We start from the raw sequence: 24,679 nt of genomic DNA on the forward strand, positions 1-24,679 counted from the left end.
TAGCCCAGCTTTGAAACTTTATAGGAGCACAATGCTGGGCTAAAGCCACAGCCTACGATAGTTCGTAATAAGTTGAGAATCAGGTAGTTATTAGCTAATCGTAATGATTTATCACTACCTTACTTAACTCTAATGATTTCGTTTTCACGCAGCTTTGCCAAGTCATCAGCATGCGCACGTACCATTTCCTCGATCTCATCAACCAAATTATCGGTATCGATGAGGTGACTTTTTTCACCCATACGGTAGACCAATGATTTTGGCGCTGCACCCACGATGCCGATGTCAGCCTCTTTCGCTTCACCTGGACCGTTCACTTTACAGCCAATAACCGATAGGTTCATCGGTTCACGAATATCTTCTAAACGCGCTTCTAGCGCCGTCATCACTTTGATGACATCAAACTCTTGGCGTGAGCAGCTTGGGCAAGCAATGAAGTTGACGCCGTTAGAGCGGATATTGAGCGATTTTAAAATATCAAACCCGATCTTAATCTCTTCTTCAGGCTCTGCTGCCAAGGAGATGCGTATGGTATCGCCGATACCATCTAATAATAAACCACCCAGGGCAATAGCAGACTTGACCGCGCCAGTACGATAGACGCCAGCTTCGGTGACACCAAGATGCAGCGGGTTATCGATTTGTGCCGATATCAAGCGATACGCATCCAAAGTCAAAAATACATTACTGGCTTTGACCGACACCTTATACTGGTCAAAGTTTAGACGCTCCAAAATATCGATATGGCGCATGGCCGACTCTAGCATCGCTTCGCCAGTTGGCTCAGTATATTTACGCTGAATGTCTTTTTCGAGTGAGCCAGCATTGACGCCAATACGAATTGGAATATTGTAGTCTTTGGCACAAGCAACCACTTCACGTACCTTGGCATCGCTACCGATGTTGCCCGGGTTGATACGCAAACAATCCGCGCCCGCTTCGGCAACCGCAAGCGCAATTTTATGATCGAAATGTACATCGGCTATCAAGGGCACGCTGACACGTTTGCGAATCTCAGCAAAAGCTTTGACCGTATCCATTGTGGGCGTCGATATACGCATCAAATCAGCACCTGCTTCAACACAGCGCTCAATTTGGGCAACCGTCGCTGCCACATCACAAGTGTCAGTGTTGGTCATACTCTGCACACTGATCGGTGCATCGCCGCCAATCGCGACATCACCGACATATATTTTTTTGGTAGGACGACGGTTAATAGGCGATGACGTTGACATATATGAATCCTTTAAGCATAGCAAAAGATAGAATTAAACCATGAATTGATAATGAATGCGCTAATTGAAATGAATGCTTCTAAAAATCAGGACCGCTTAAGGTGTTAGCGCAAAGCTGGCCTGTTTATCGGTCGCATATTGATCTAAAGCAACCGCTTCTTGATTAAGCGATAAATTAACATTGTCTACATTATCAATCTGAATATTGAAAGGAGGTGTACCAAACAGCTTATAGTCACCAACCGTTTGACGACCAGACATCAGGCTGGCGCCTGACGCATCGGTGATAGTGATATCAGCATTAGCCGTTACATTGACGTCTAGTGCCGCATTTGTCATAGCAGCCGTATTATTTAAATTGAGCGCAGAGCCAGATGCACCGACATTATCGATAGCGCTCGTATCGATTGCTGCTCCTTGCGCTTGCTCTGATGCTGACAGGTTTTCAACAACTGGGGTTGTGTCTTGAGAGTCTTTACTGGCATTGGTCACCATACGGAATAAAAACACTGCCAAGATAATCAAGCCTATGACGGCAATGATCAGTAACGGATTGAAGCGAATCCGGCTACGGCTATCACGTTGCAAGGTACCCATCGGCCGTAATGGGGAGTCAATATTACTTGTCGACTGTACCTTCAATTCATTAGGGTAAGCTGCATCAAAACTGGTCGCTACTTGTACAGGATCTAAATCTAGGAACTTTGCATAATTAATAGCAAAACCGCGGGCAAAAGCAGCTTGTGGCAGCGCTGAGAAGTTTTCGTCTTCCATCGCTTGCAGATGACGCTTTAAAATAAACAGCTCGCGTGATGCATCCTCTAAGCTTAATTGCTTAGTCTTACGGGCTTGCTGCAGCATGGCACCAAATGATCCCTGAGCGTTAGATTGATTGTTCGTTGATGGGTTGGTCATTTCCATGGTGCCTCTGGATTGTTAAGCCAAGTCTTAAGTTGTTTTGCTTCATCACTTAATGGATAAGCGGATAGCAACTGCTGCGCCAACTGTTGACGCGCCGTTATGTCATTTTGCGCGGCGGCAAGTTTGATACCTTGCAACAGAAGTCGCGGGCTCATACCCTGCCCCTTTACCAGTATCAAAGTCTCATCATAGAGTCTTTGCGCTTGCTGCACACGCTGTTGTTCAAGGAGTAAGTCAACCAGCTCGATATGAGCAATGATGCTGTTGTGATTACCCTCTAATGCCCGTAAAAAAGCTTTGGCCGCGGCGTGTCTATTATCAAGCTGCAAATACGTACGCCCTAGGTTTTCAAGCGCGCCGATGCGTCCTTCATAACCCAAAGCCGAGCCTGCAACCTCAAACTGCTCTACTGCTTCGCTATAGCGTCCCATCTGGGATAAGTAAACGCCATAATTATTACGTGCTTGTTCAAAATCTCTATCTAGCGCAATCGCTTTCTTGAAATACTGATCTGCTTTTTCAAGATTAATGCGGCTGCCCTCTTGCTGCAACAGGACGCCCATCATATCATAGGCGGGTGCATATCGGCTATCAGCAGCGAAGGCTTTTTCTAGTTGACGCTGTGCGGTATCAAGCTCGTTTTTGCGGATATATTGCGCCGCAAGCGACGTGCGAACGCGGGCGATTTCTTGCTTATCAAGGTTGCGATTATTGCTGGGCTGGGTTGAGGTTTGATACTCCATCCCAGCAAGCTCGTTACTGGGCGTACTTTGACACCCAGCCGCCATCAAGGCCATAAGCGCACTTGCTATCAGTAAGCACTTAGGCATTAAGTACTTAGGCATTAAGTACTTAGGGAGTAAACATTTCGGCTTACGCCAAGCGTTTTTAATGGTCATCATAGCCGCCTTCATAAAACTGCAAATCAACAAAGCCATTAGTTTAATGGATTTAGATACCTTAAGTACAATTTAGTTTACATTACTACATTTCCTCATTGTTTCAGAGTATGAATGACAGCTGTATTTCTTGCTACAAGCTATGATAAAAGAGATATCAAACCTCTACATCACTATTCATACCGCGATCCTTGATGCTTTGTTGCCATGCTGCCGAGCGTCTGGTTCGATCCGCTACCTGCCCAACTAACTGACCACAGGCGGCATCAATATCATCACCACGCGTTTGACGAATGGTACAAACAAAACCCGCTTCACTCAGGATATTGCTAAAAGCATGAATGCGGTTATTGCTTGATTTGTCATAAGGCGCATGCGGAAATGGGTTAAACGGGATTAAGTTAATCTTACTTGGCAAGCCATCGAGCAGCGCAACCATTTGTTTGGCATGCTCATCGCTATCGTTGACCCCATCTAGCATGACATACTCAATGGTCACATGCTTTTTATGGCGCGGATTGACGTCATAGACATAGTTTTTTGCGGCGGCAATGAGCTCCTCTAACGGATATTTTTTGTTAATTGGTACCAGCTCATTACGCAGCTCGTCATTGGGTGCATGCAGTGAAATGGCGAGTGCCACATCTATATCTTGCGCCAGCTGATACATTTTTGGTACTACGCCTGATGTCGATAAGGTGACACGGCGTTTTGATAAACCATACGCATGATCGCTGAGCATCAGCTCCATCGAGCCGACCACTGGCTTGTAATTCAATAGCGGTTCGCCCATGCCCATCATGACCACGTTGGTCACATTGTTTTCCCATAAGCTGTGATCAACACCCTCTAGGCTGTCATGCTCATCAGTCATATATGAGGCATTGGCGACCCATAGCTGCCCGATGATCTCCGCCGCCGTCAGATCACGCTCAAAGCCTTGTTTGCCAGTACTACAAAAACTACAGTCAAGCGCGCAGCCAACTTGTGAAGACACACATAAGGTCTTACGGCCGTTTACCTTACTGTCATCTGCGGGAATAAGCACCGTCTCAACCAGCGAGCCACCCGTCACTTCAAACACCCATTTACGTGTGCCATCATCGCTATATTGACGATGAATGACTTTGGGCGGAGTCACACAAGCATTCAGTGACAATTTATCACGCAATGACTTACTAAGGTTGGTCATCTGTTCAAAATCAGTCACACCGTGCTGATATATCCACTTAATCACTTGGGTCGCACGAAACGGCTTTTCACCGATACTTTTAAAGTAGTCGGCAAGTTGCGCTTGCGTCATTCCTAATAGATTGGTCTTGGCTTGTGCCTCATCTACCAGCTTAATGCTATTAGTAGTCTTTGCAGGTACGTGCTGAACGGGTGTTTGAATAGTGGACATAATAGACAACCTTTTTGCATGAGCGTATTTATACGAGCTTTGCAATTATTTATAGGGATTTGACCATACCGTGGTGCATGATCAATCCGTTATGAGCGCAGGTTTTATCAATTTAACATTGTATTCATTTACTATGAACGCTTAGAACTCATAAATAGCAATTGATAAAAGTATGCTGATAAGGGATTGATAATGCTGAGTAATTATAGATAATGAGGGAAACAACGACAGTTTTCAATAAAGAATACGATTATTATAATAGCTAAAACGGCTTATACCATAAGATATAAGCCGCTTGGCGAAACTAATACCGTTTCCAAAAATTAGAGTAGCTAGGAAAACGAGTGCAAGTACTACACTTAGTAGGCTTAGCGAGTTTGACACCGCTAGTCGTAATTTTTGGGTTTGGTATAATTATTAACAATCATCCTTAATCATAACAGATGATATCAATAATCACCGCTATTAACGCGTACGTGCACAAACTTCATCATCATTGAAGAAGTAGCTGATTTCACGGCTGGCTGATTCAGCTGAATCTGAACCATGAACGGCGTTTTCATCGATGCTGCTAGCAAAATCAGCACGGATAGTACCTTCAGCAGCATCAGCTGGGTTGGTTGCGCCCATGATTTCACGGTGCTTAGCAATAGCGTTTTCGCCTTCCAATACAGACACAACAACTGGACCTGAAGTCATGAATGATACTAGGTCATTGTAGAATGGACGCTCTTTGTGCTCAGCGTAGAAACCGCCTGCTTTTTCGTCATCAAGATGCAGCATTTTTGCCGCAACGATTTTTAGACCAGCGTCTTCAAAACGGCTGTAAATTGCGCCAATGTTGTTGCCGCCAACAGCGTCAGGTTTGATGATAGATAAAGTACGTTCGTTAGCCATAAAAAGCTCCTAATAAATGGTTGGTTAAACAGGAAATGAAAGGGATTGTTTTATCTCTAGCCATCACGCCAAGTCCATTGCTATGTATCACCAATACGGACACACAACACTCAACGTAAGATTGTTGCCTATTATAATGATTGACGCTATAAATGATAGGGTTAATTTATGATTGTCTCTTACATGAACTACCCACTACCTAAAGAGGTAGGGGTTTCTTAGGTAATACCCATACTTGATACGATATTCTGTATCAGCGGTTAGGCAAATGGACTAAGCTAACCCCGTCGCACCGACGGTTTTGAGTCTTGCCGTCTCAAACCCTCATTGAGGATATTGATACTGGCGTTGATGTCTCTATCATTTTTTTGCAAGCAACTTGGGCAATCCCATGATCTTAATGACAACGGCAAATCAGCCTTAGTTAGCACATGAGCGCACCCTGAGCAGGTTTTAGACGATGGATACCATCTGTCTATTTTAACAAGCTGCTTACCGTACCAGTCTGCTTTATAAGCCAGCATGGTGGTAAACGCTGACCATGAGCTGTCTGATATGGCTTTGGACAGTTTTTTGTTCTTGACCATACCCTTTACATTCAAATCCTCTATGGCAATCACATCGTGGTTTTTGATGAGATTGAATGAGAGTTTGTGTAGAAAGTCTTTGCGGGCATTGCTTATTTTTTCATATACTTTGGCAACTTTAATTTTTTGCTTTTGGTCATTACGACTGTCTGACAGCTTGCGTTGATCGGCCTTGGCCACTTCTCTACGTTTGGCTAATATCTTTTGTTCTCGCGCAAGCCTATCTTGCAGTTTCGATAAAAACTTAGGATTAGCCACTTTTGTGCCATCCGATAAGACGATAAAGTCGGTTAATCCTAAATCAATACCTACTTTTGAGTGTGTTTTAGTGAATGGTTCGACAACCGTTTCAACCAGTAAACTGACAAAATACTTACCTGTAGGCTCTTTACTGATGGTCGCTGACTTGATTAAGCCATTAATAATACTTGGGAATTTGGCTTTAATATGACCAATTTTAGGCAGTTTGACGGTGTTGTTTGTGACCGCTACTGTGCCTTTTTGGTTGTTGGTGGTGTAGCTGTCGCGGTGTCCTTTTTTTTTGAATTTTGGGAAGCCAAAACCTTTGAAGAATTTACTATAAGCGGCTCTAAGATTTTGCTGGACGTTAGCCAGTGCCAAGCTATCGACTTCTTTGAGCCACTCAAACTCTTTCTTATATTGAGCTGGAGTGTTTTTAAGCTCGGTCTTGGTGTTTTTATAATGCTCAATTTTGTCACTAAGCATCCTATTCCAGATAAAGCGTGTACAGCCGAATGATTTGGCAAAGAATATTTGCTGTTCTTCATTAGGGTACAGCCTGACTTTATGGGCTTTTAGAATTTGCTTTGGCATGAAGCTATTGTACCATATCAAAAGTCTGACGCATTCATCCCGCCACCTAAGAGGTAGGGGAATTCTGCGCTGAAATGTTAAACGTAAAATTAACAGTAAGACATGCTATAAATCCTAAGCAGCGACAGTGTTTAAATGATAAACCCCCATGCTCAGGCATCGGGGTCTATTTATTCGCTTAAAATAGTCTGCTTTCGGTCTATCTATTTACGCATCATATGGATCGCGCAGTACGATCGTCTCTTCACGGTCAGGACCGGTTGAGATGATATCGATAGGACAGTCAATCAAGGCTTCGATACGCTTGATGTACTTTTTGGCATTTTCTGGCAAGTCATCATAGTTAGTAATACCAACCGTCGACTCGCTCCAGCCTTCTAATGTTTCGTATCTTGGCGTCACTGACTCATAGAATTCAGCATCATGCGCGCCTGCACATTCAGTCTCTGGTAAATCATAGCCTATACCAATGAGTAGCTCTTCAAGACCATCTAACACGTCAAGTTTGGTCAAGCAGATACCCGACATAGAGTTAAGTACCACCGCACGGCGTAGCGCTTCGGCATCGAACCAACCACAGCGACGCGCACGTCCAGTCGTCGCACCAAATTCATGGCCAACTCGCGCTAAATGTGCACCAACATCATCAAACAACTCAGTTGGGAACGGACCGCTACCAACGCGTGTGGTGTAGGCTTTAGTGATACCAAGTACATAGTCTAAATACAGTGGACCGATACCCGTACCAGTAGACACGCCACCTGCAGTGACGCTTGAGCTGGTCACAAACGGATAAGTACCGTGATCGATATCAAGTAACGTACCTTGAGCACCTTCAAACATCAAGTTTTTACCTTCAAGGCGCATCTGATTCAGATCTTCAGTCACATCAGTGACCAGACCAGTTAGCTCTTCTTTCCACTCTTGGCACAGCTTGAAAGTCTCATCAAAATCGATGGCATCAACCTTATAGTACTGAGTCAGTTGGAAGTTATGATATTCGATTAAATTACGTAGTTTTTCTTCTAGATCTGCACGGAATAAGTCAGCAAGCTTGATAGCACGGCGAGCAACCTTATCTTCGTACGCAGGACCGATACCGCGGCCAGTCGTACCGATTTTACCCGTGCCGCGTTTGGCTTCACGTGCTTGGTCGAGTGCCACATGGTATGGCATGATGAGTGGGCAATTAGGCGAGATACGCAGACGCGCGCGTACCGGTACGTTGTTGTCTTCTAGCTCTTTCATCTCTTTTAATAGGGCATCTGGCGCTAACACCACACCGTTACCGATGAAGCAAGTGACGCCTTCACGTAAGATACCTGAGGGAATCAAGTGTAAAATAGTGGTTTTACCATCGACAACCAAGGTATGACCTGCGTTGTGACCGCCTTGGAAACGTGCAACGGCTGAGGCTTTTTCGGTGAGCAAGTCAACGATTTTTCCTTTACCTTCATCGCCCCATTGGCTACCTAAAACTACGACGTTCTTACCCATGATTAATCCTTACAATGATGTATTGAGGTGTGTACGATAACTTTGTAAATTTAAAATTTTAAAACATCTATAAAGTGATGTTGTTTTTCAATCCAGATAGCATTTGGCTATATAGTCGATTCAGTTTGAAAGAGAGTCAAGGCAACCGAGTACAGATGTATAAGTAATACACCAAGCGAGGTTAACGCTGTCACTCTTTTATAATGGATTGGCTATACGGCTTGTAGCTGCCACTGGTCATCTATAATGCTTAAACGATGTGTGAGCCCAACGGGACGATCATGCTCATTTAGCGGCATGGTGACACGACAACCTTGCTGACGTAAGCTTTTTACTTGCTGCTGTAAAGCCTGTGTTTTCAAGCCATCAGCATGACTCATATCGCTGTAGTTAATGACCACAACTGTGGGGTCATCCAAATGTGTATGGGCGAGCAAACGGCTGACATCCATACTAAAGCCGGTAGCATCTCTTGGCTCTTCATTATGGATTTGCATACCGTCAAACCGACCACCACGAACCAGTGGCTGAGTTTCACTATTGATATAACCATTGAAGACGATACCAGTATGATAGTGATAGCCTGACAACTCAGTAATATCGATACTGACATCACACTGCCATTGCTGCTGTAGATGCTCTTTTAAGCGTTGCAGCTCATCGACTGCGGTGGCAATATCGGTGTCTTGCTGCGCCGTATCTGATAGCTTGGCCAACAATTGAGACATATCGTGCCCATAACGCGCCAATGCATAAAAATCCTTACCCATTGGCAGCGCTTGGCAGACACGTTTCAACTCTGGTAGGTTTTTATTCGCATATAAGTGCATCAACTGTTTGGTATCACTATCAGGCAATTCTGCTAATATGGCTAAGCGCTTGAATATCGCTACGTGACCCAAATCAATATGCAGCGCTGCACTCATGTTTAGGTTGTTTATCATCGTAAACAACACATCTATCAGCTCAATATCTGCACTCAGCGACGCACAGCCAAATATCTCTGCACCCAACTGTAGCGGCGTACGTGAGCCAAATAGCCCTGATGGCAAGGTATGAATCACATCGCCTGCATAACAATAACGAGCAATACCATCGCCTCCATGATGCGCATCAATACGCAAAATCTGCGGTGTGATGTCAGCGCGCACGCCCATTAAGCGGCCCGTCAGCTGGTCAATAATCTTAAAAGTCTGACGTTTAAGATCTTCTGACGCCTCACTCAGCAATGACTCGGTATACTCGATCATCGGTGGACATACCAGTTGATAACCATGCGTAATGAGCTGCTGAGTCAGTTGATGACGCAGCACTTCTTGCTTTTGTGCGTCTTCAAACAACACATCGACGACACCATCAGGCAATAGCCAACTATTGGCAACCTCTGCACTGAAGTTACTCAAATGAGAATTGCTTAAATGTGGAGCACCACCAGATGCGGTACTATGATCCATAGACTGGGTATTGCTTTCAGAGCGTGATAGGTCGAGAACAGCTGATTCAGAACTTGCAGACACAATAAATCCTTGTTTGGCGTATCGCTTACCAAAAAAACGCGGCATTATAAGGGTGTTTTTATGAACTCATTAATGATGAGCTGTGTTTTTTAAACGCACCATCATTGACCCAATTATGATAAACAAACTAGGTAATACCAAAAAATAGGGATAATGAGCATAAATGGAAATGATAAAACGACTAAATTAATGCGATAAATGATCAAGGCACTTTAAGTTTTAAGTTTAGCATAGCAGCCAAGTTTCGCCTAGTCACAATTACAGCCAATATAGGGTTAGTTGTTATAGGAAGTTATGGATAGCTGAATGCTCTCTTAAAATGATTAGAGTGCATCTATCCTAAACCCTGTTCGCAGCTAGCTTTTGATACCCGTAGACAAGCATTTGAAATTTATAGCAATGTTTTGTATGACAATATCCTATCGAACCCATGTTACACTAACCCACATTTGACGGTGCCATCATGCATAGCGATATTTATCGATTGCGAGGGCATACGCTTAATTCATTTACCAAACCCTATAATAATATCATCTACCTCGGAGACCCTATGTCATCTGACTACCATCCTAACCCAGCCGACAATCAAACCAACGTACTGGGCACTGCCCTTGCCAGCTGCTGCTTTGACCCTATTACTGGCTATTATCGTAATGGCTTTTGCCATACTGGCAATCATGACGTTGGTCAACATACCGTCTGCATCAAAATGACCAGTGAATTTTTGAACTTTTCAGCCAGCCGTGGCAATGACTTAATCACGCCGCTACCTGAATACAACTTCCCTGGTCTAAAGCCAGGCGACTACTGGTGTGTCTGCGCTTTACGTTGGGTCGAAGCTTTGGACTTCGGTGTTGCCCCGCAGATTAAGCTTGAAGCTTGTCACGAAAGCTTGTTAGCACTAGTCGATATCGACACTTTGAAGCGCTATGCCCTATAAATGTAAAAACTTCATTTAGCCTGTCTGCGTAGCATCTACGCTGGCTGGCAACACACATCATAAGTTATAACTGCGGCGTCTTGGTAGCTTACGCCATCAGCAGCGATTTTTTTTATACGATATGACAGGAGGTGATATGAATCACGATGACAAGCAGCCTATCAAGATGACCACACGTATCACCCCTGACTCCAATATCAATCATCTGTATTCTGTTAATAACAGTGACCACCCTTATCGGGTCAATTATGACAGTTATATCTATGGCGATGCAGATGCAACCGCAGAAGATACCCTAGAGACCATGACGGTCTACGACCCTGATGCTGAACGCTATGAAGACATTGAGCCTTTAAGCATCAATGAGATCGTTAACTGTCACTCTTACTCTCGAAAGACAGGCGAGCGACTCAATCAGGTAGCGATCAGTGATGTCAGCAAGGCACTCACCAACAACGGCCAGTTCATCTGGCTCGGTCTATATGAGCCTAGCCTTCAAACCATCGCTGAAGTACAAAGTGCGTTTGATTTGCATGAGCTAGCGATTGAAGATGCTTTTGCAGATCATCAACGCGCCAAGATAGAAAGCTATAATAACGACACCATCTTCTTAGTGATACGGACGGCAAAGTTAGAAGGCAGTGTGATTCGCTATGGTACGACCGCCATTTTTATGGGTAAAAACTACCTAATTACTATTCGCACTGGTCCCTCAAACTCTTATGCTCCAGTGCGTGACCATTGCCACCGCCGTCCTGAAAAACTGCGCATGGGACCTATCTTTGTCTTGCATGCCATTCTTGACTTTATCGTCGATAACTATATGCCTATCACCGATCGTTTAGGCAGCTACTTACGTGAGCAAGAACGTAATATATTTACTTATGAGTTTAATAAAGAGACGCTGCACAATTTGTACGGATTGAAGTCTCAGTTGGTACATATGCGCGCGGTTATCTTGCCAGTCCAAGATATCTGTAGTTTTTTTATCAATCATAACCACAGTGATTTAGTCTCGCCTTTTTCGCAAGCAGCCAGACCCTACTTCCGTGACGTGAATGACCATTTGTTACACTCTTTAGATGCCATCAACGGCTTAAATGAGATGCTGAGCGTGGTGATGAACACCTACATGGCCATGGTCAATATGGGACAGAACGAGGTCGTACGTAAGCTTGCCGCTTGGGCGGGTATATTGGCAGTACCGACAGCCATAGCGGGGATCTATGGTATGAACTTTGACTTTATGCCTGAGCTGCACTGGGAATATTCATATCTTGTCATCATGTTAGTCATCGGCTCATTATGCGGCTATTTATACTACAACTTTAAGCGCTTGGGTTGGTTGTAAGTCATACACTCAACATACTCCACTATCTAACTTTTTGGTGTAAGCTAGTTGGCATAATTTTTGGCAACGACATAACCCATTCACTTGAGAAAATTAAATATAAAAAGGGGCTAAATATTATATTTAGCCCCTTTTTTATTTTAGCTGAGTGGTTGGCTAGATCAGACCTGCCGATTTCTCAGCCGCTTCAACCGTTTGACGAATCAAGGTATTAATGGTCATCGGCCCTACGCCGCCTGGTACTGGCGTATAGGCACTAGCGATGTTTTCTACGCCGCGCATTTCGATATCGCCGACACCGCCATCATCCGTTGGATGGAAGCCTGCATCGATGACGACTGCGCCTTCTTTGATCCAGGCTGCTTTGATGAGCTCTGGCACGCCTACCGCTCCAACGACAATATCAGCACGCTTAATATACTCAGCCAAATCTTGGGTTTTTGAATGACACATAGTCACTGTGCAGTTGGCATTCAGGAGCATCATCGCCATCGGCTTACCTAAGATAGGACTACGCCCCACCACCACTGCCTGCTTGCCAGCAAGCTCGATATCATGATGCGCTAATAAATGCATGATGCCTTGCGGGGTACATGAGCCATAGGCTGACTCCCCCATACTCATGCGTCCAAAGCCCAAGCAAGTCACGCCATCCACATCTTTTGCAAGGTCAATCTGCTCAAAACAAGCGCGCTCATCGATATGGCTAGGTACTGGATGCTGGAGCAAGATTCCATGTACGTCTGGGTTATTATTAAGCTCGTCTATCTTAGCCATCAACTGCTCTGTGGTCGTCGCGCTTGGCATTTCTACTCGAATAGAATCCATACCGACGCGTTTGCAGGCATTGCCCTTCATACGCACATAAGTGGCAGAAGCGGGATCTTCACCGACCAATATCGTAGCAAGGCTTGGTGTGCGTCCAGTCTTTTCTTTGATGGCGTCCACGCGTGTGCGCAGTAGCTGTTCTATTTGTTTAGCAAGTGCTTTGCCGTCCAAAACGGTAGCGGACCCATGGGCAGTCGACATAGTAACTCCAATAGAGAAAGCGATAAAAAATATGAATAGCGCTGGCAGGTTTTTTAGCTAGAAATAGCTATGTATCGGCATGCAAATATGTCTTTACATACATGAATGTCAATCGATATATTGATCATAATAATATCAATATATAACCATTAACAGCACCAAATTAAACATGCGTATTGTACCTGTCTAGCCGCCAAAAGCCTAGTATTCAATATGATTTAAGCAAAAACATACCCAGAAACTGACCTACTTTATAGATACCTTCAAGCGAATATTATTATCTCAATATCGTTATTTTTAAGCATTCAAATGACGGTGCGATTCAGTTTGAAAACTAAAAATCAAGAGATTTGAGATTAAGCTGGTAATACGTTACCCTTACTATCCATAAATGTTACACATGTTTAACATAGTTGTAGTTTTATTGATGAACTCAATAGATCTTACTTCTTATGTATCAATTGCAGTTGGCCAATTACTTTTGCCAATATGCCTATCAAGATCAACCAGCATCCACATCGTAATGAATGCTGGTATGCAGTCATTATCGCGACATGCAAATGCATCGTTTGTCAGCATCATGGCAATGCCATTATCAAACGCTAGCCATAGACTGCGCCTATAGTTTGGTACATAGCTGTACCAGCGCATCACGCTTATTAGATTTCACGCCAATGATTGGCTCTAATAACTGATAGTTAATAAGGCCAGTTGATAATGCAAATTTTGCCACTCTCGATAGCGATAGACTGCTGATTCAATCATCAAGAGCTGAGATTATATTTGATGATGTCAGCTTTTTATAGTTAACAATAGCGAGGTATCAATTTGAAAACTGAGTCATTGTTCCAATTCTCAGCGCTAACTATTATTTTATTATTGTTAGCGTTTTATGGTGGTACATACTTACTGTCCTTATTGATTAAAAAAGACAAGGAGACCACCTCTGGATTTATGGTAGCAGGTCATGGGGTCGGTTTCGGTATGGGCGCGGCCAGTATGACAGCCACTTGGATCTGGGCGGCGTCCTTTTATGCAGCGGCCACATCTGGATACAAATATGGGGTATCAGGGCCGATTCATTATGGTTTTTGGGGCGCCTTGATGATTTTATTCATCTATCCATTTGGTAAGCGTTTTCGAGAGCTTGCACCCAATGGACACACATTAGGCGAACTCATCAATGCTCGCCATGGATCATCAAGCCAATTAATTTTAGCAGTATCTAACCTTATGGGCAGCTTAATTAGCTTGATGGTCAACTTCACTGCAGCTGGTGCATTGGTATCCGTACTATCACCTCTCTCTTTCCAAACTGGGGTGATAGTCGCAGGCGTTGGCGTGCTTAGCTATACATTAACGTCTGGCTTCCGTGCCTCTGTCTTTACTGACTTTGCGCAGCTCATAGCCCTGATGGCAATTGGCGCTATCATTATTCCGTTGATATTGTTTTCGATGGGCGGCCCTTCAGCGATGGTTAGCGGACTACCCAATCTCACCCTGCAGCAGCAGGATTTCTTTTCATCTGAAGCGTTTTTTCAACAAGGAGCGCCTTATTTTGTCGCGGTATTGGCTTATGCCATTGGTAACCAAACTATTACTCAGCGTTTATTTGCCATTGAAAAGACGAAGATTAAATCCACCTTTCTAACAGCCACTGTCGGCTACGCTGGCATCGTCATTGGTTTGGGTATGATTGGTCTCATGGCGCTGACCGTTGGTATTGAACCCCTGAATGGCGATATGAACAACTTGATACCACAGATGGTGAGTACTTATTTACATCCAGTATTTATTGGACTGTTTTTCATTTTGGTGATTGGCGCGCTATCATCGACAGCCGATTCTGATTTGTCCGCCCTGTCAACGATTATGATGGCTGATATCTATGGTAAAAATATCTCCAAAGGTCGGGTGAAACCCAAAACAATGATACTCGTTGGTCGTACGACCATGATTGTTGCCACTGTTTTAGGTTTGATATTTGCCAGCTTTAAGCTTGATATTTTGGTCATGCTGGTATTTGTAGGTGCTCTATGGGGTGCTGTGGTCTTCCCTGTGATTGCCAGTGTGTTCTGGAATCGTGTGACCAATGTTGCTTTTACCTCCTCTGTAATTGTCGCACTGATTTTCTTTTGTATTGCGCGTTTTGAGCTCATACCAATCACTGGTTTTACTGCTTTATTCTTTGAGGTTATGGCAAGTGTCGGTGCGGCTGTCGTCATCGGTCTGATGGTGTTTGGTTTCTTGGGTCGTAAGATAGGCATGCTTGCCGCTGCCATCACTTTGATATTGATGCTCATCTATGCGACAGGGTTTTTACGTCAATACATGGTCTTGGTCGCTTCTTTGACCGCTTATGGCGTCAGTACGATCGTTTGTGTTGTGGTCAGTCTCATGGGAGATGAGCACTTTGACTTTGACTTGATCAAAAAGCGGGTGGGCAATTATGACAAACCAAAAGCAAATCTAGGATCAAAAACCAATGCCTAACTCATTTGTCATTCTCATCTGACCAATACTATATAAGGAGCTAATATGGATAATGTGTTTATATACGGATTGTACATTTTAATTTGGCCTGCACTCACATTGGCCGTGTTGATACTTATCTGCACCGCAACTTACCGTGATGTAAAAAAGGCCCGCCGCCAAAATAAGGACATTGTTTAACCTTTATCTTGGTTGCAATCTTTATAAGCCTAAGCATCGTCACAAAGTACTACTTTAGTGGTGATACGTTTAGTGATGATGCGTTTTTAAGTAAGGCCACGCTGACCAAAATAGCGTGGCCTTATGGTTTGTACCATTATCTAGCAGTAGGCGTTAAAAACAGTAAGCATAAAATATCAATTTTCAGTGTTTTTATGACGGCTAGGCACCGTTAGCGTGCTTAAAAACGCCTGTTTGCTAAAATAACTGGGTTTTGGCTAAAAAATGACTTGTAATTTAAATTATCTTTGCTAATATAGTCCACCTTGATTGGCTGGATGGCAGAGTGGTCATGCAGCGGACTGCAACTCCGTTAACGCCGGTTCGATTCCGACTCCAGCCTCCAATTATTTATTAACTTTACGTTAATTTAGGCTTGCATTATTAGCGTAACCGCTTATAATAGCGACCACTTATCTAGTGACTAGATGGTCTATCAGCTAGTTTACATTAAAGATAAAACAAGTTTTGCCCGGGTGGTGAAATTGGTAGACACAAGGGATTTAAAATCCCTCGCTAGCAATAGCGTGCCGGTTCAAGTCCGGCTCCGGGTACCATTATATAGTTCTATACTTCTTTTTGAAGTCGCTAAAGCCCCTGATATCAGGGGCTTTGTTGTATCTGACGTTCCATACTGTCCTATGAATCTATCCTAATCCATGCACTTTGAGTATACTGTCAAGTATACCGAGTTTTGAGTCTACTCATGGAGATCTAGGATATGGAAAGAAAAGCGATCAGTTCAGACAGAAGCATCAGCAGCCATAAGCCTGAAGATAGAAAGTACTTCGTTGCTGTCAAAAATCATCCTAAACTCTTCCTAATGGTACGTCCTACTGAGACTAAGTCATGGATGTATCGATACTACCCACCTTCCAATCCTAAACAAAGCATTATCTCCATCGGTATATATCCAAATATCTCGTATGCTCGTGCCTGTGAAGTTTGGCGTGAGTATGAAAATCTGTTGAGCAAAGGTATTGACCCAAAACTCCATCGTGAAGAAATTAAGAAAAGTATTATTAGTAAAACTAAAAACTCTTTTAATCATTTTGCTTGGGAGTATTTTGACAGTCTAGATCAGACTCAGAAGAGCAATACCCTCATTCGTAAGAAAGGTCGTCTTGAGCTTATATGCAAATATATTGGTGACGAGCCAATCAGCGATATCACCTCACCTAAAATGCTTGAAGTGCTGTTAGACATTCAAGCAAACTCATTGAACAAGGATGGTAAGCCCACAGACAAGGCTGAACGCTGTGCTGGCATTGCCAGTGATGTGTTTGTCTATGCTGGAGCACGAGGCTTCTGTACGAGCGATCCTGCGGCGCTCATTAAGAGCCAGTTGGCTAAGTCAAATTACGGTCATCGTCCTGCGGTTACTAAACCGAAGGACTTGGCTAAATTACTTAAAGCTATCGAGACAATAGAAGGTGACCCAAACACCATAAATTCCCTTAGGCTATTAGCTTTACTCTTTGTGCGTAACGGTGACCTAAGGCGCATGCGCTGGGCAGATCTAGACCTAGAGGCTGGTAGGTGGCAATTAAAGCCATTGAAGGGTCAAGGCAAGGTAAATATGGTCAAGGACATGGTGGTTCCCCTACCTCGTCAAGCTGTGGCTATATTGCGCGAACAGCAAAAGATTAATGGCCATACTGAATATGTCTTTTTTAGCCAGACGGCAAAAAAGCATCAGATTATCTCTGATGCGACTGCTAATAAGCGTCTAAAGGATTTAGGTTATAAAGATATACATTGTGCTCATGGCTTTAGAGCGACGGCTAAGACCATACTGCAAGAGCAGTTGAAGTACCCTCTAGTGCTTGTAGAGATGGCACTGGGTCATACAACGAAAGATCCTAATGGAACGGCTTACGGTCGATTTGAGTACATTGATGATCGTGCGGAAATGATGCAAAAATGGGCTGACTATTTAGATGCTTTGAGAGAAGGTAGAGATACAGCAGAGTTTAAAGCAGATGCGCAAACCAAAGCTGACTCTAACGCGCAACTGCAAATATTGATTGATCAGCTGGGAGAAGATAAAGTGCTTGAAATGCTTAAGAGTAAATCCTGAGACTGAAATTTGAAATAATATTGAGTAATATAGTATCTATTAAAAACTTAGTTTTACTTATAAAACAGTTATAGCTCTTATCCTACCAATTTATCACACAATTAAAAGCTGACCCATGAAACTTATAGACAATTTAAACCACAGATTTGGCGATGACATAAAGGAAAACCTGCATGCTGGCTCTAAGCTACAGATAGCAGCCTCATTTTTTTCTATTTATGCTTATGCTGCGTTAAAGCAAGAGCTTAAGAATATCGATGGGATGCAGTTTTTATTTACCTCTCCCACTTTTGTACCTAATGATGTCACTGATAAGTTTAAGAAAGAAAAGCGTGAGTTTATTATTCCTAAGTTTAATAGAGAGGACAGCCTATATGGCACTGAGTTTGAGATTCATCTAAGGAACAAACTGACTCAAAAAGCTATTGCTAAAGAATGTGCCGAATGGATACGTAAAAAAGCTGTTTTTAAGTCAAATACTACCAACGCGCCTATGCAAGAGTTTGTATGCGTTAAAGACAATGCATCATTATTTACTTACATGCCTATCCAAGGCTTTACCCCTGTTGGACTTGGCTATGAAAAAGGCGACGCTGTCTCAAACATGGTTAATCGGTTTGATTCAGACTATGCGCTACCCTACCTGAATTTATTTAATCAAATATGGCAGGATCAGCAAAAGGTGACTGATATTACTGACGATATTGTTCGCCATATTGAGTCGGTATATCAAGAGAATGATCCTGAGCGTATATACTTTCTAATACTCTATAATGTTTTTAAAGAGTTTCTTGAAGATCTAAATGAAGACGTTATGCCTAACGACCTAACAGGCTATCATGACACTCTTATATGGCAAAAGCTTTATAACTTCCAAACTGATGCAGCCGTAGGCATTATCAATAAACTTGAAACCTATAATGGTTGTATCTTAGCGGATAGCGTAGGTTTAGGTAAAACGTTTACTGCTCTTGCAGTCGTTAAGTATTATGAGCTACGCAACAAAAGCGTTTTGGTCCTTTGCCCCAAAAAGCTTGGTGCCAACTGGACTAACTATAACGCCAATTTGACCACCAATATTTTTGCTAAAGATCGTTTCAATTACGATGTGCTTTTTCATACCGACCTATCTAGAAATAGCGGTGAAACCCTAGGGATAGACTTAGCGAAAATCAATTGGGGTAACTATGATTTAGTAGTTATCGATGAATCGCACAACTTTCGTAACCGTGAGAACTTCAAAGATAAGAAGACTCGCTATGATCGCTTGATGGAGCAAGTCATACAACAAGGTGTGAAAACTAAAGTGCTGATGCTTTCAGCTACGCCAGTAAACAACCGCTTTAATGACTTAAAGAATCAGCTTGCGTTAGCATACGAAGGGGATAGTAAGAACCTAGATGATAAGCTCGATACTAAGCGAGATATTGACACTATATTCAGAAATGCTCAGGCAAGTTTCAACAACTGGTCAAAACTGCCAGTGGAGAATCGCACCACTAAAGCCATACTGGATATGCTGGATTTTGACTTTTTTAAACTATTAGATAGCGTCACTATTGCACGTTCACGTAAGCATATTCAGCGCTTCTACGACACCAAAGAAGTCGGACAATTCCCGACACGCTTAACGCCACTTTCATATCGCTGTGCCATTACTGAAGACAATAGTATTGCCTTCAATCAGATTTACAAAGAGCTAGCCTCAATTAGAATGGTTGTGTATGCACCGCTTACATACATATTTCCTAGCGCTTTAGAGAAATACGAAGACCTATATGACACTGAGATCGAAGGTAAAAGACAATTCAAACAACAAGATAGAGAAAAAAGCTTACAAGCCTTGATGACAGTCAACTTACTCAAACGTTTAGAGAGCTCTGTTCATGCGTTTCGTTTAACATTGCACAACTTAAAAAATCGCTTGGAGCAAGCCTTATCTAGCATCGCTGAGTATCAGGCTCGAAAAAGTAATGATCTATTATCTATAGATATTAGTACAGGATACGATGATGACGCCTATGATGAAGGGCTTGATGAGTCAGTTAATCCTAATGATTGGGTGGGTGGTAAGCTTAAGGTTCATCTTGATGACATGGATATATTAAAGTGGCACACAGATTTGAAGGCAGACTACGCTGTTGTCAGACGACTAATCGCCACTATTAGTACGGTCACGCCAGAGCGTGATCATAAGCTTCAACACCTCAAAAAACACCTTATCAATAAAATTAACAACCCTATAAATCCTGGTAACCAAAAGGTACTGATATTCACTGCTTTTGCCGATACTGCTAATTATTTATACGAGCATATAGCGCCAGAGCTATTGCATGATTTCAATTTACATACTGCTAAAATCACTGGTAGTGAAAATCATACTACTATTAAGAGTATGATTGGCAGTCGTAAGGGCTACGACATGCAAGGGTTATTGACACTTTTTTCGCCTAGATCTAAACAGAAAGATGATATCTTTCCTGATGAGACTAGAGAGATAGATATCTTAATAGCCACCGACTGTATTTCTGAAGGGCAGAACTTACAAGACTGCGATTATCTTATCAACTATGATATTCACTGGAATCCTGTGCGTATCATTCAACGCTTTGGTCGAATAGATCGTATCGGCTCTACCAACGATCAAATTCAACTGGTGAACTACTGGCCAGATATCAGCCTAGATGAGTACATTAATTTGCGTGAGCGCGTTGAAAATCGCATGATTATTGTCGATATGGCTAGTACAGGTGATGATAACGTACTCAGTGCTAAAGCCAATGATATCGCTTACCGACATGAACAACTAAAACGTATGCAGACTGAAGTACTAGATTTAGAAGACGCCAATACTGGCGTATCTATTACTGATTTAGGCCTCAACGATTTTCGAATGGATTTACTGAGCTATATAGACGCCAATCCCACCTTAAAGCGACTGCCTAATGGACTACATGCCGTCGTTCCTGCTAATGACAGATTAGGACTACCTGCTGGTGTTATTTTTGCTCTGAAAGCACGCCAAACTTCTGAAGTTAATGGTCGTACAAACCATAAAACTGACGGTGAAAAAACCAACCAGCTCTACCCTTATTATCTCATGTATATTGATAACGATGGCAAAATCATAGCGGACTATACTCAAGCGAAGCATTTGCTTAGCTTGGCACGGCAGGCTTGCCGTGGTCAGCCTGAGCCCATATTAGAAGTATGTAAGACGTTTAATAAGCGCACCGCTGACGGTCAAGATATGAGTCACTATAGCTTACTACTAGACTTAGCTATAGAAGCCATTAAGGAAGTTAAAGCTGACAAAGATATCGATAGCCTATTCAGCGGCATGACGACTACCGCTTTAAAAAACGACATAAAAGAGCTCAATGACTTTGAACTTATTGGGTTTGTTGTGGTAGAAGAGCTAACTTCAAACAATGCTCAACATATAAGAACTGCTAGCGAATTATGATTTTATACCAATACCCTCAATCAGCTGCCGTTGATAGATCCATACCCAAAAACAAGCTCTATGAGCAAGGCGCTGCTAACAGTAAGCTTAAGCAAAAGTTTATCGATGAAGTTGCAAAAATTACTTGGGCATATAAGCTCTCTGCTGGCTCGCTAAATATTCAAACCGATACTCTGTTTCAAGAGGTGCAGATATTTAGAATTGTTGCTCGCACTGCTGATATAGACCTAAGTATCATCAAGTACATCGATAAGCTCATCCCTACTCCCGTTATTTTTGAAGTTGTCTATAACGATCGGGTTAAGGTCATTGCTACTTATAAGCGGGTTAGCCAAGCAGATAAGTCAAAAGTTGTACTCAATAAATACTATAGCTCAGCATGGCTAGCTGATGATCAGCGCAAGCCTTTGCCACTGATACTTAATCTGACTGATTTATATACTCATTTGATTGAGCAGTTGCTGCCTAGTATTCCTAGTGTTGCTGTGACGGATAAGCATACTGATACGCCAAAGCCGCCTAGTCAACATATTAAGCCAAAAGCTATTGAGAGTAACACGCCTTCTACTGAAGTGAGTATCGTTGCAAAAGCAGAGCTGAAGCCAACAGCTACCGTCTCTATGACTACCACAATGGGTATAGAAGATAAGCTCAAGCACGTGCAGCAAGTAGAGAGCCTGACCAAACAAGTCGAGCAACTTCAAAAAAAGGTCAAAAAAGAGCCTCAATTTAATCGAAAAGTTGAGCTTAATATGCGTTTGCACAAGCTTAAAGAGCAGCTCAATCAGCTCATTAATAAAGCTCATCAATAAAGCTCATTAATAAAACTTATTTACAAATAATTTCTACAACCAATTGTCATACCTCATTCATACTCACCAGATTTAGGAAGACCTAGATGACCAACGCCGCACAAGCAAACAAACATGATAGCGATACTCTCGACATGCACAGCCCTAACCTAGTCGATGATAATGTGCAAAAAATCATGGCCCTGTTTCCCAACTGTATTACGGAGTCAGAGGATGAACACGGTAATCTAAAAAAGGCGGTAGATTTTGATTTGCTACGTCAAGAGCTGTCACAGTCGTTGGTTGAGGGCGGGCAAGAACGCTATCGGTTAGACTGGCCGGGTAAGCGTCAAGCGATACTAGAAGCCAACTCACCTATCGCTAAAATGCTACGTCCTGCGCGTGATGAGAGTGTGAACTTTGATACTACCGAAAATCTATTTATAGAAGGGGATAACTTAGAGGCGTTAAAGCTACTGCAAGAGAGCTATCTAGGGCAGGTCAAGATGATCTATATTGACCCACCATACAACACGGGGAATGACTTTATCTATGAAGATGACTTTAGCGAGGATACTGCTGACTTTTTAGCGCGTTCAGAGCAACTCGATGAAGAAGGCAATCGCTTAGTGACCAATACCGAAAGCAACGGTCGCTTTCATTCTGACTGGCTAACCATGATGTATAGTCGGTTGAAACTGGCTAGAAACCTACTAAGAGATGACGGTGTGATAGTAATTCATATTGATGAACATGAGTATGCTAATCTGGGGAAAATTCTAAATGAGGTTTTTGGAGAAGCTAATAGTTTAGGAAATATTGTTTGGGACAAAAGAAACCCTAAAGGAGATTCTATTAATGTAGCCAGTCAGCATGAAAATATAATTTTATTTGCGAAGAATAGGAATATATTCAAACAAGAGAGTCAGTTAAAACAAAAAAAAGAAAATGCTGAAAAAATATTATCCAAAGCTTCATATCTTATAAATAAGTATGGTCTTAGTGATAGTACAAGAGCTCTCTTCAAAGACTGGGTTAAAACTCAAATCTTTAGCGGTGGTGAACTAGCTTATAACCAGATTGATGATGAAGGTGAAGTATTCCAACCAGTATCAATGGCATGGCCTAATAGCAAAAAGGCGCCTGATGAATACTTCATTCCATTAGTTCATCCGATAACAGGAAAACCATGCCCTATACCAGATAAAGGATGGCGCAATCCACAAAAAACAATGAAAGAATTGCTTAAAAACAATCTCATAATTTTTGGGGTGGATGAAAGTACTCAACCACGTAGAAAATACTTATTAAAGGAAAACTTGTACGAAAACGTGCCATCTCTATTATATTGTGGTGGTAGTGACAGGGCATTGGATATGCCTTTTGATAATCCTAAACCAGTCTATATTGCTAATAAATTAATTGATTCAGTTACAAAAGAAGAAGATATTATTCTTGATTTCTTTGCTGGCTCTTCAACCACTGCCCATGCTGTAATGCAACTAAATGCTGAAGACGGGAGGAATCGCAAATTTGTAATGGTTCAAATCAATGAGAATACAGAAGAAAAATCTGAAGCTCATAAAGCAGGTTATTCTACTATCTCTGAAATATCTAAAGAACGCATACGCAGAGCAGGTAAGAAAATCGTAGCAGACAATCAAGACAAAGACGGTATCGAAAACCTCGATATCGGCTTTCGCGTACTTAAAATCGACAGCACCAATATGAAGGATGTGTACTACACACCTGACAGCTATGACCAAGCTACCTTAGCCAATCTTGAGTCGCATATCAAAGAAGACCGCTCAGGTGAAGACTTGCTGTTCCAAGTCATGCTCGATTGGGGTGTGCCTTTATCCTTACCTATTGATGTCAAAGACATTCAAGGCAGCTCAGTCTATTACGTGGGTATAGATAGCTTAGTCGCTTGTTTTGATACGCTAACGACTGATTTAATAGATGAGATATCAAAGGACAAGCCCCTTAAATTTGTCTCAAGCGAGCTGGCAATAGCTCATGACCAAGACAAAACCAATATTAAAGCACGTTTTGCTCAACTGTCACCCGCAAGTGAAATTCATCTAAGGAGCTCAGTCATGAAAATTGAATTTAAAGAGCTTCAATACCAGCTTGACTCGGTTAATGCGGTTGCAGATTGCTTTATCGGACAACCCAAAGGGATTGCGCAGCGATATACTATGACCAAGGTAAGCAAAACCTATTACCTGAGCCAAAAGGCGAAAACTTATCCTTATTCACCAATGACGAGCTGGCTAGCACTGGGCAATCCTCATTATTCGATGAGCTACATATCGGCTATGCCAATGCGCCTATTGACGACCCCTCAAAAGTATTAGAGAACATAAAACGTGTGCAGGCAAGCCAAGGCTTACCACAGTCATCTGAGCTAATCACGGATGACACCTCTACTAAAGGTGGTAAAGGACAGAACCTAACCACTAGTGCTATCAACCTAAACATTGAGATGGAAACGGGTACGGGTAAGACCTATTGCTAT

The 24,679-nt window shown here is 42.6% G+C and carries 17 protein-coding genes and 2 tRNA genes; 10 read left to right on the plus strand and 9 right to left on the minus strand.

Annotated features, from left to right (window positions below; genetic code table 11):
• Positions 1–119: 119 nt before the first annotated feature.
• The 8 genes from ispG to JMY01_RS07225 all read right to left on the minus strand — a co-directional run bounded on the left by ispG (position 120) and on the right by JMY01_RS07225 (position 9,726).
• Positions 120–1,235 carry a flavodoxin-dependent (E)-4-hydroxy-3-methylbut-2-enyl-diphosphate synthase gene (gene ispG / locus JMY01_RS07190; RefSeq protein WP_201574927.1) on the minus strand — a complete coding sequence of 372 codons (1,116 nt, stop codon included), beginning with the start codon at positions 1,233–1,235 and terminating at the stop codon, positions 120–122.
• Positions 1,236–1,331: 96 nt separating this feature from the next.
• Entirely contained in the window at positions 1,332–2,156 is an 825-nt protein-coding gene (locus tag JMY01_RS07195) for a RodZ domain-containing protein (protein WP_307781397.1), read from the minus strand.
• Complete coding sequence (pilW, locus tag JMY01_RS07200; RefSeq protein ID WP_201574928.1) at positions 2,147–3,058, minus strand: type IV pilus biogenesis/stability protein PilW; 912 nt, start codon at positions 3,056–3,058, stop codon at positions 2,147–2,149. Before pilW ends, JMY01_RS07195 begins: the two co-directional genes overlap by 10 nt.
• 154 nt (positions 3,059–3,212) lie before the next feature.
• Entirely contained in the window at positions 3,213–4,457 is a 1,245-nt protein-coding gene (gene rlmN / locus JMY01_RS07205) for a 23S rRNA (adenine(2503)-C(2))-methyltransferase RlmN (RefSeq protein WP_201574929.1), read from the minus strand.
• Positions 4,458–4,922: 465 nt separating this feature from the next.
• Positions 4,923–5,354 carry a nucleoside-diphosphate kinase gene (gene ndk / locus JMY01_RS07210; RefSeq protein ID WP_201574930.1) on the minus strand — a complete coding sequence of 144 codons (432 nt, stop codon included), beginning with the start codon at positions 5,352–5,354 and terminating at the stop codon, positions 4,923–4,925.
• A 278-nt stretch (positions 5,355–5,632) separates the two neighbouring features.
• Complete coding sequence (gene tnpB, locus JMY01_RS07215; protein ID WP_201574931.1) at positions 5,633–6,775, minus strand: IS200/IS605 family element RNA-guided endonuclease TnpB; 1,143 nt, start codon at positions 6,773–6,775, stop codon at positions 5,633–5,635.
• A 207-nt stretch (positions 6,776–6,982) separates the two neighbouring features.
• Complete coding sequence (locus JMY01_RS07220) at positions 6,983–8,272, minus strand: adenylosuccinate synthase (protein WP_201574932.1); 1,290 nt, start codon at positions 8,270–8,272, stop codon at positions 6,983–6,985.
• A 212-nt stretch (positions 8,273–8,484) separates the two neighbouring features.
• Entirely contained in the window at positions 8,485–9,726 is a 1,242-nt protein-coding gene (locus tag JMY01_RS07225; RefSeq protein WP_201577345.1) for an ATP phosphoribosyltransferase regulatory subunit, read from the minus strand.
• 613 nt (positions 9,727–10,339) lie between these two features.
• Between JMY01_RS07225 and JMY01_RS07230 the strand changes: the two genes are divergently transcribed.
• Positions 10,340–10,729, plus strand: a complete 390-nt coding sequence (locus JMY01_RS07230; protein WP_201574933.1) for a DUF2237 family protein — start codon at positions 10,340–10,342, stop codon at positions 10,727–10,729.
• Between the two features lie 136 nt (positions 10,730–10,865).
• Entirely contained in the window at positions 10,866–12,080 is a 1,215-nt protein-coding gene (corA, locus tag JMY01_RS07235) for a magnesium/cobalt transporter CorA (protein ID WP_201574934.1), read from the plus strand.
• A gap of 156 nt (positions 12,081–12,236) precedes the next feature.
• On the opposite strand, the gene folD is transcribed toward corA, so the two are convergent.
• A complete protein-coding gene (gene folD, locus JMY01_RS07240) occupies positions 12,237–13,109 on the minus strand; it encodes a bifunctional methylenetetrahydrofolate dehydrogenase/methenyltetrahydrofolate cyclohydrolase FolD (protein ID WP_201574935.1) in 873 nt (290 codons plus the stop codon).
• 843 nt (positions 13,110–13,952) lie between these two features.
• On the opposite strand from folD, the gene JMY01_RS07245 reads away from it, so the two are divergent.
• From JMY01_RS07245 to JMY01_RS07275, 8 genes are all read left to right on the plus strand, one after another.
• Complete coding sequence (locus JMY01_RS07245; RefSeq protein WP_307781409.1) at positions 13,953–15,602, plus strand: sodium:solute symporter family protein; 1,650 nt, start codon at positions 13,953–13,955, stop codon at positions 15,600–15,602.
• A 45-nt stretch (positions 15,603–15,647) separates the two neighbouring features.
• Positions 15,648–15,782, plus strand: a complete 135-nt coding sequence (locus JMY01_RS14430; protein ID WP_227677745.1) for a putative transporter small subunit — start codon at positions 15,648–15,650, stop codon at positions 15,780–15,782.
• A 311-nt stretch (positions 15,783–16,093) separates the two neighbouring features.
• Positions 16,094–16,167, plus strand: a tRNA-Cys gene (locus JMY01_RS07250).
• A 124-nt stretch (positions 16,168–16,291) separates the two neighbouring features.
• Positions 16,292–16,378 (plus strand) — tRNA-Leu (locus tag JMY01_RS07255).
• 164 nt (positions 16,379–16,542) lie between these two features.
• A complete protein-coding gene (locus tag JMY01_RS07260; RefSeq protein WP_068034987.1) occupies positions 16,543–17,901 on the plus strand; it encodes a tyrosine-type recombinase/integrase in 1,359 nt (452 codons plus the stop codon).
• 115 nt (positions 17,902–18,016) lie between these two features.
• Entirely contained in the window at positions 18,017–21,367 is a 3,351-nt protein-coding gene (locus tag JMY01_RS07265; RefSeq protein ID WP_201574937.1) for a helicase-related protein, read from the plus strand.
• Complete coding sequence (locus tag JMY01_RS07270; protein ID WP_201574938.1) at positions 21,364–22,179, plus strand: DUF4391 domain-containing protein; 816 nt, start codon at positions 21,364–21,366, stop codon at positions 22,177–22,179. The genes JMY01_RS07265 and JMY01_RS07270 overlap by 4 nt, the downstream gene beginning before the upstream one ends.
• A gap of 86 nt (positions 22,180–22,265) precedes the next feature.
• Complete coding sequence (locus JMY01_RS07275; RefSeq protein ID WP_227677747.1) at positions 22,266–24,518, plus strand: site-specific DNA-methyltransferase; 2,253 nt, start codon at positions 22,266–22,268, stop codon at positions 24,516–24,518.
• The last annotated feature ends 161 nt before the right edge of the window (positions 24,519–24,679 follow it).

It is taken from the genome of Psychrobacter sp. H8-1 (assembly GCF_904846575.1).
In the GTDB taxonomy this organism is placed as follows: Bacteria; Pseudomonadota; Gammaproteobacteria; order Pseudomonadales; family Moraxellaceae; genus Psychrobacter; species Psychrobacter fulvigenes.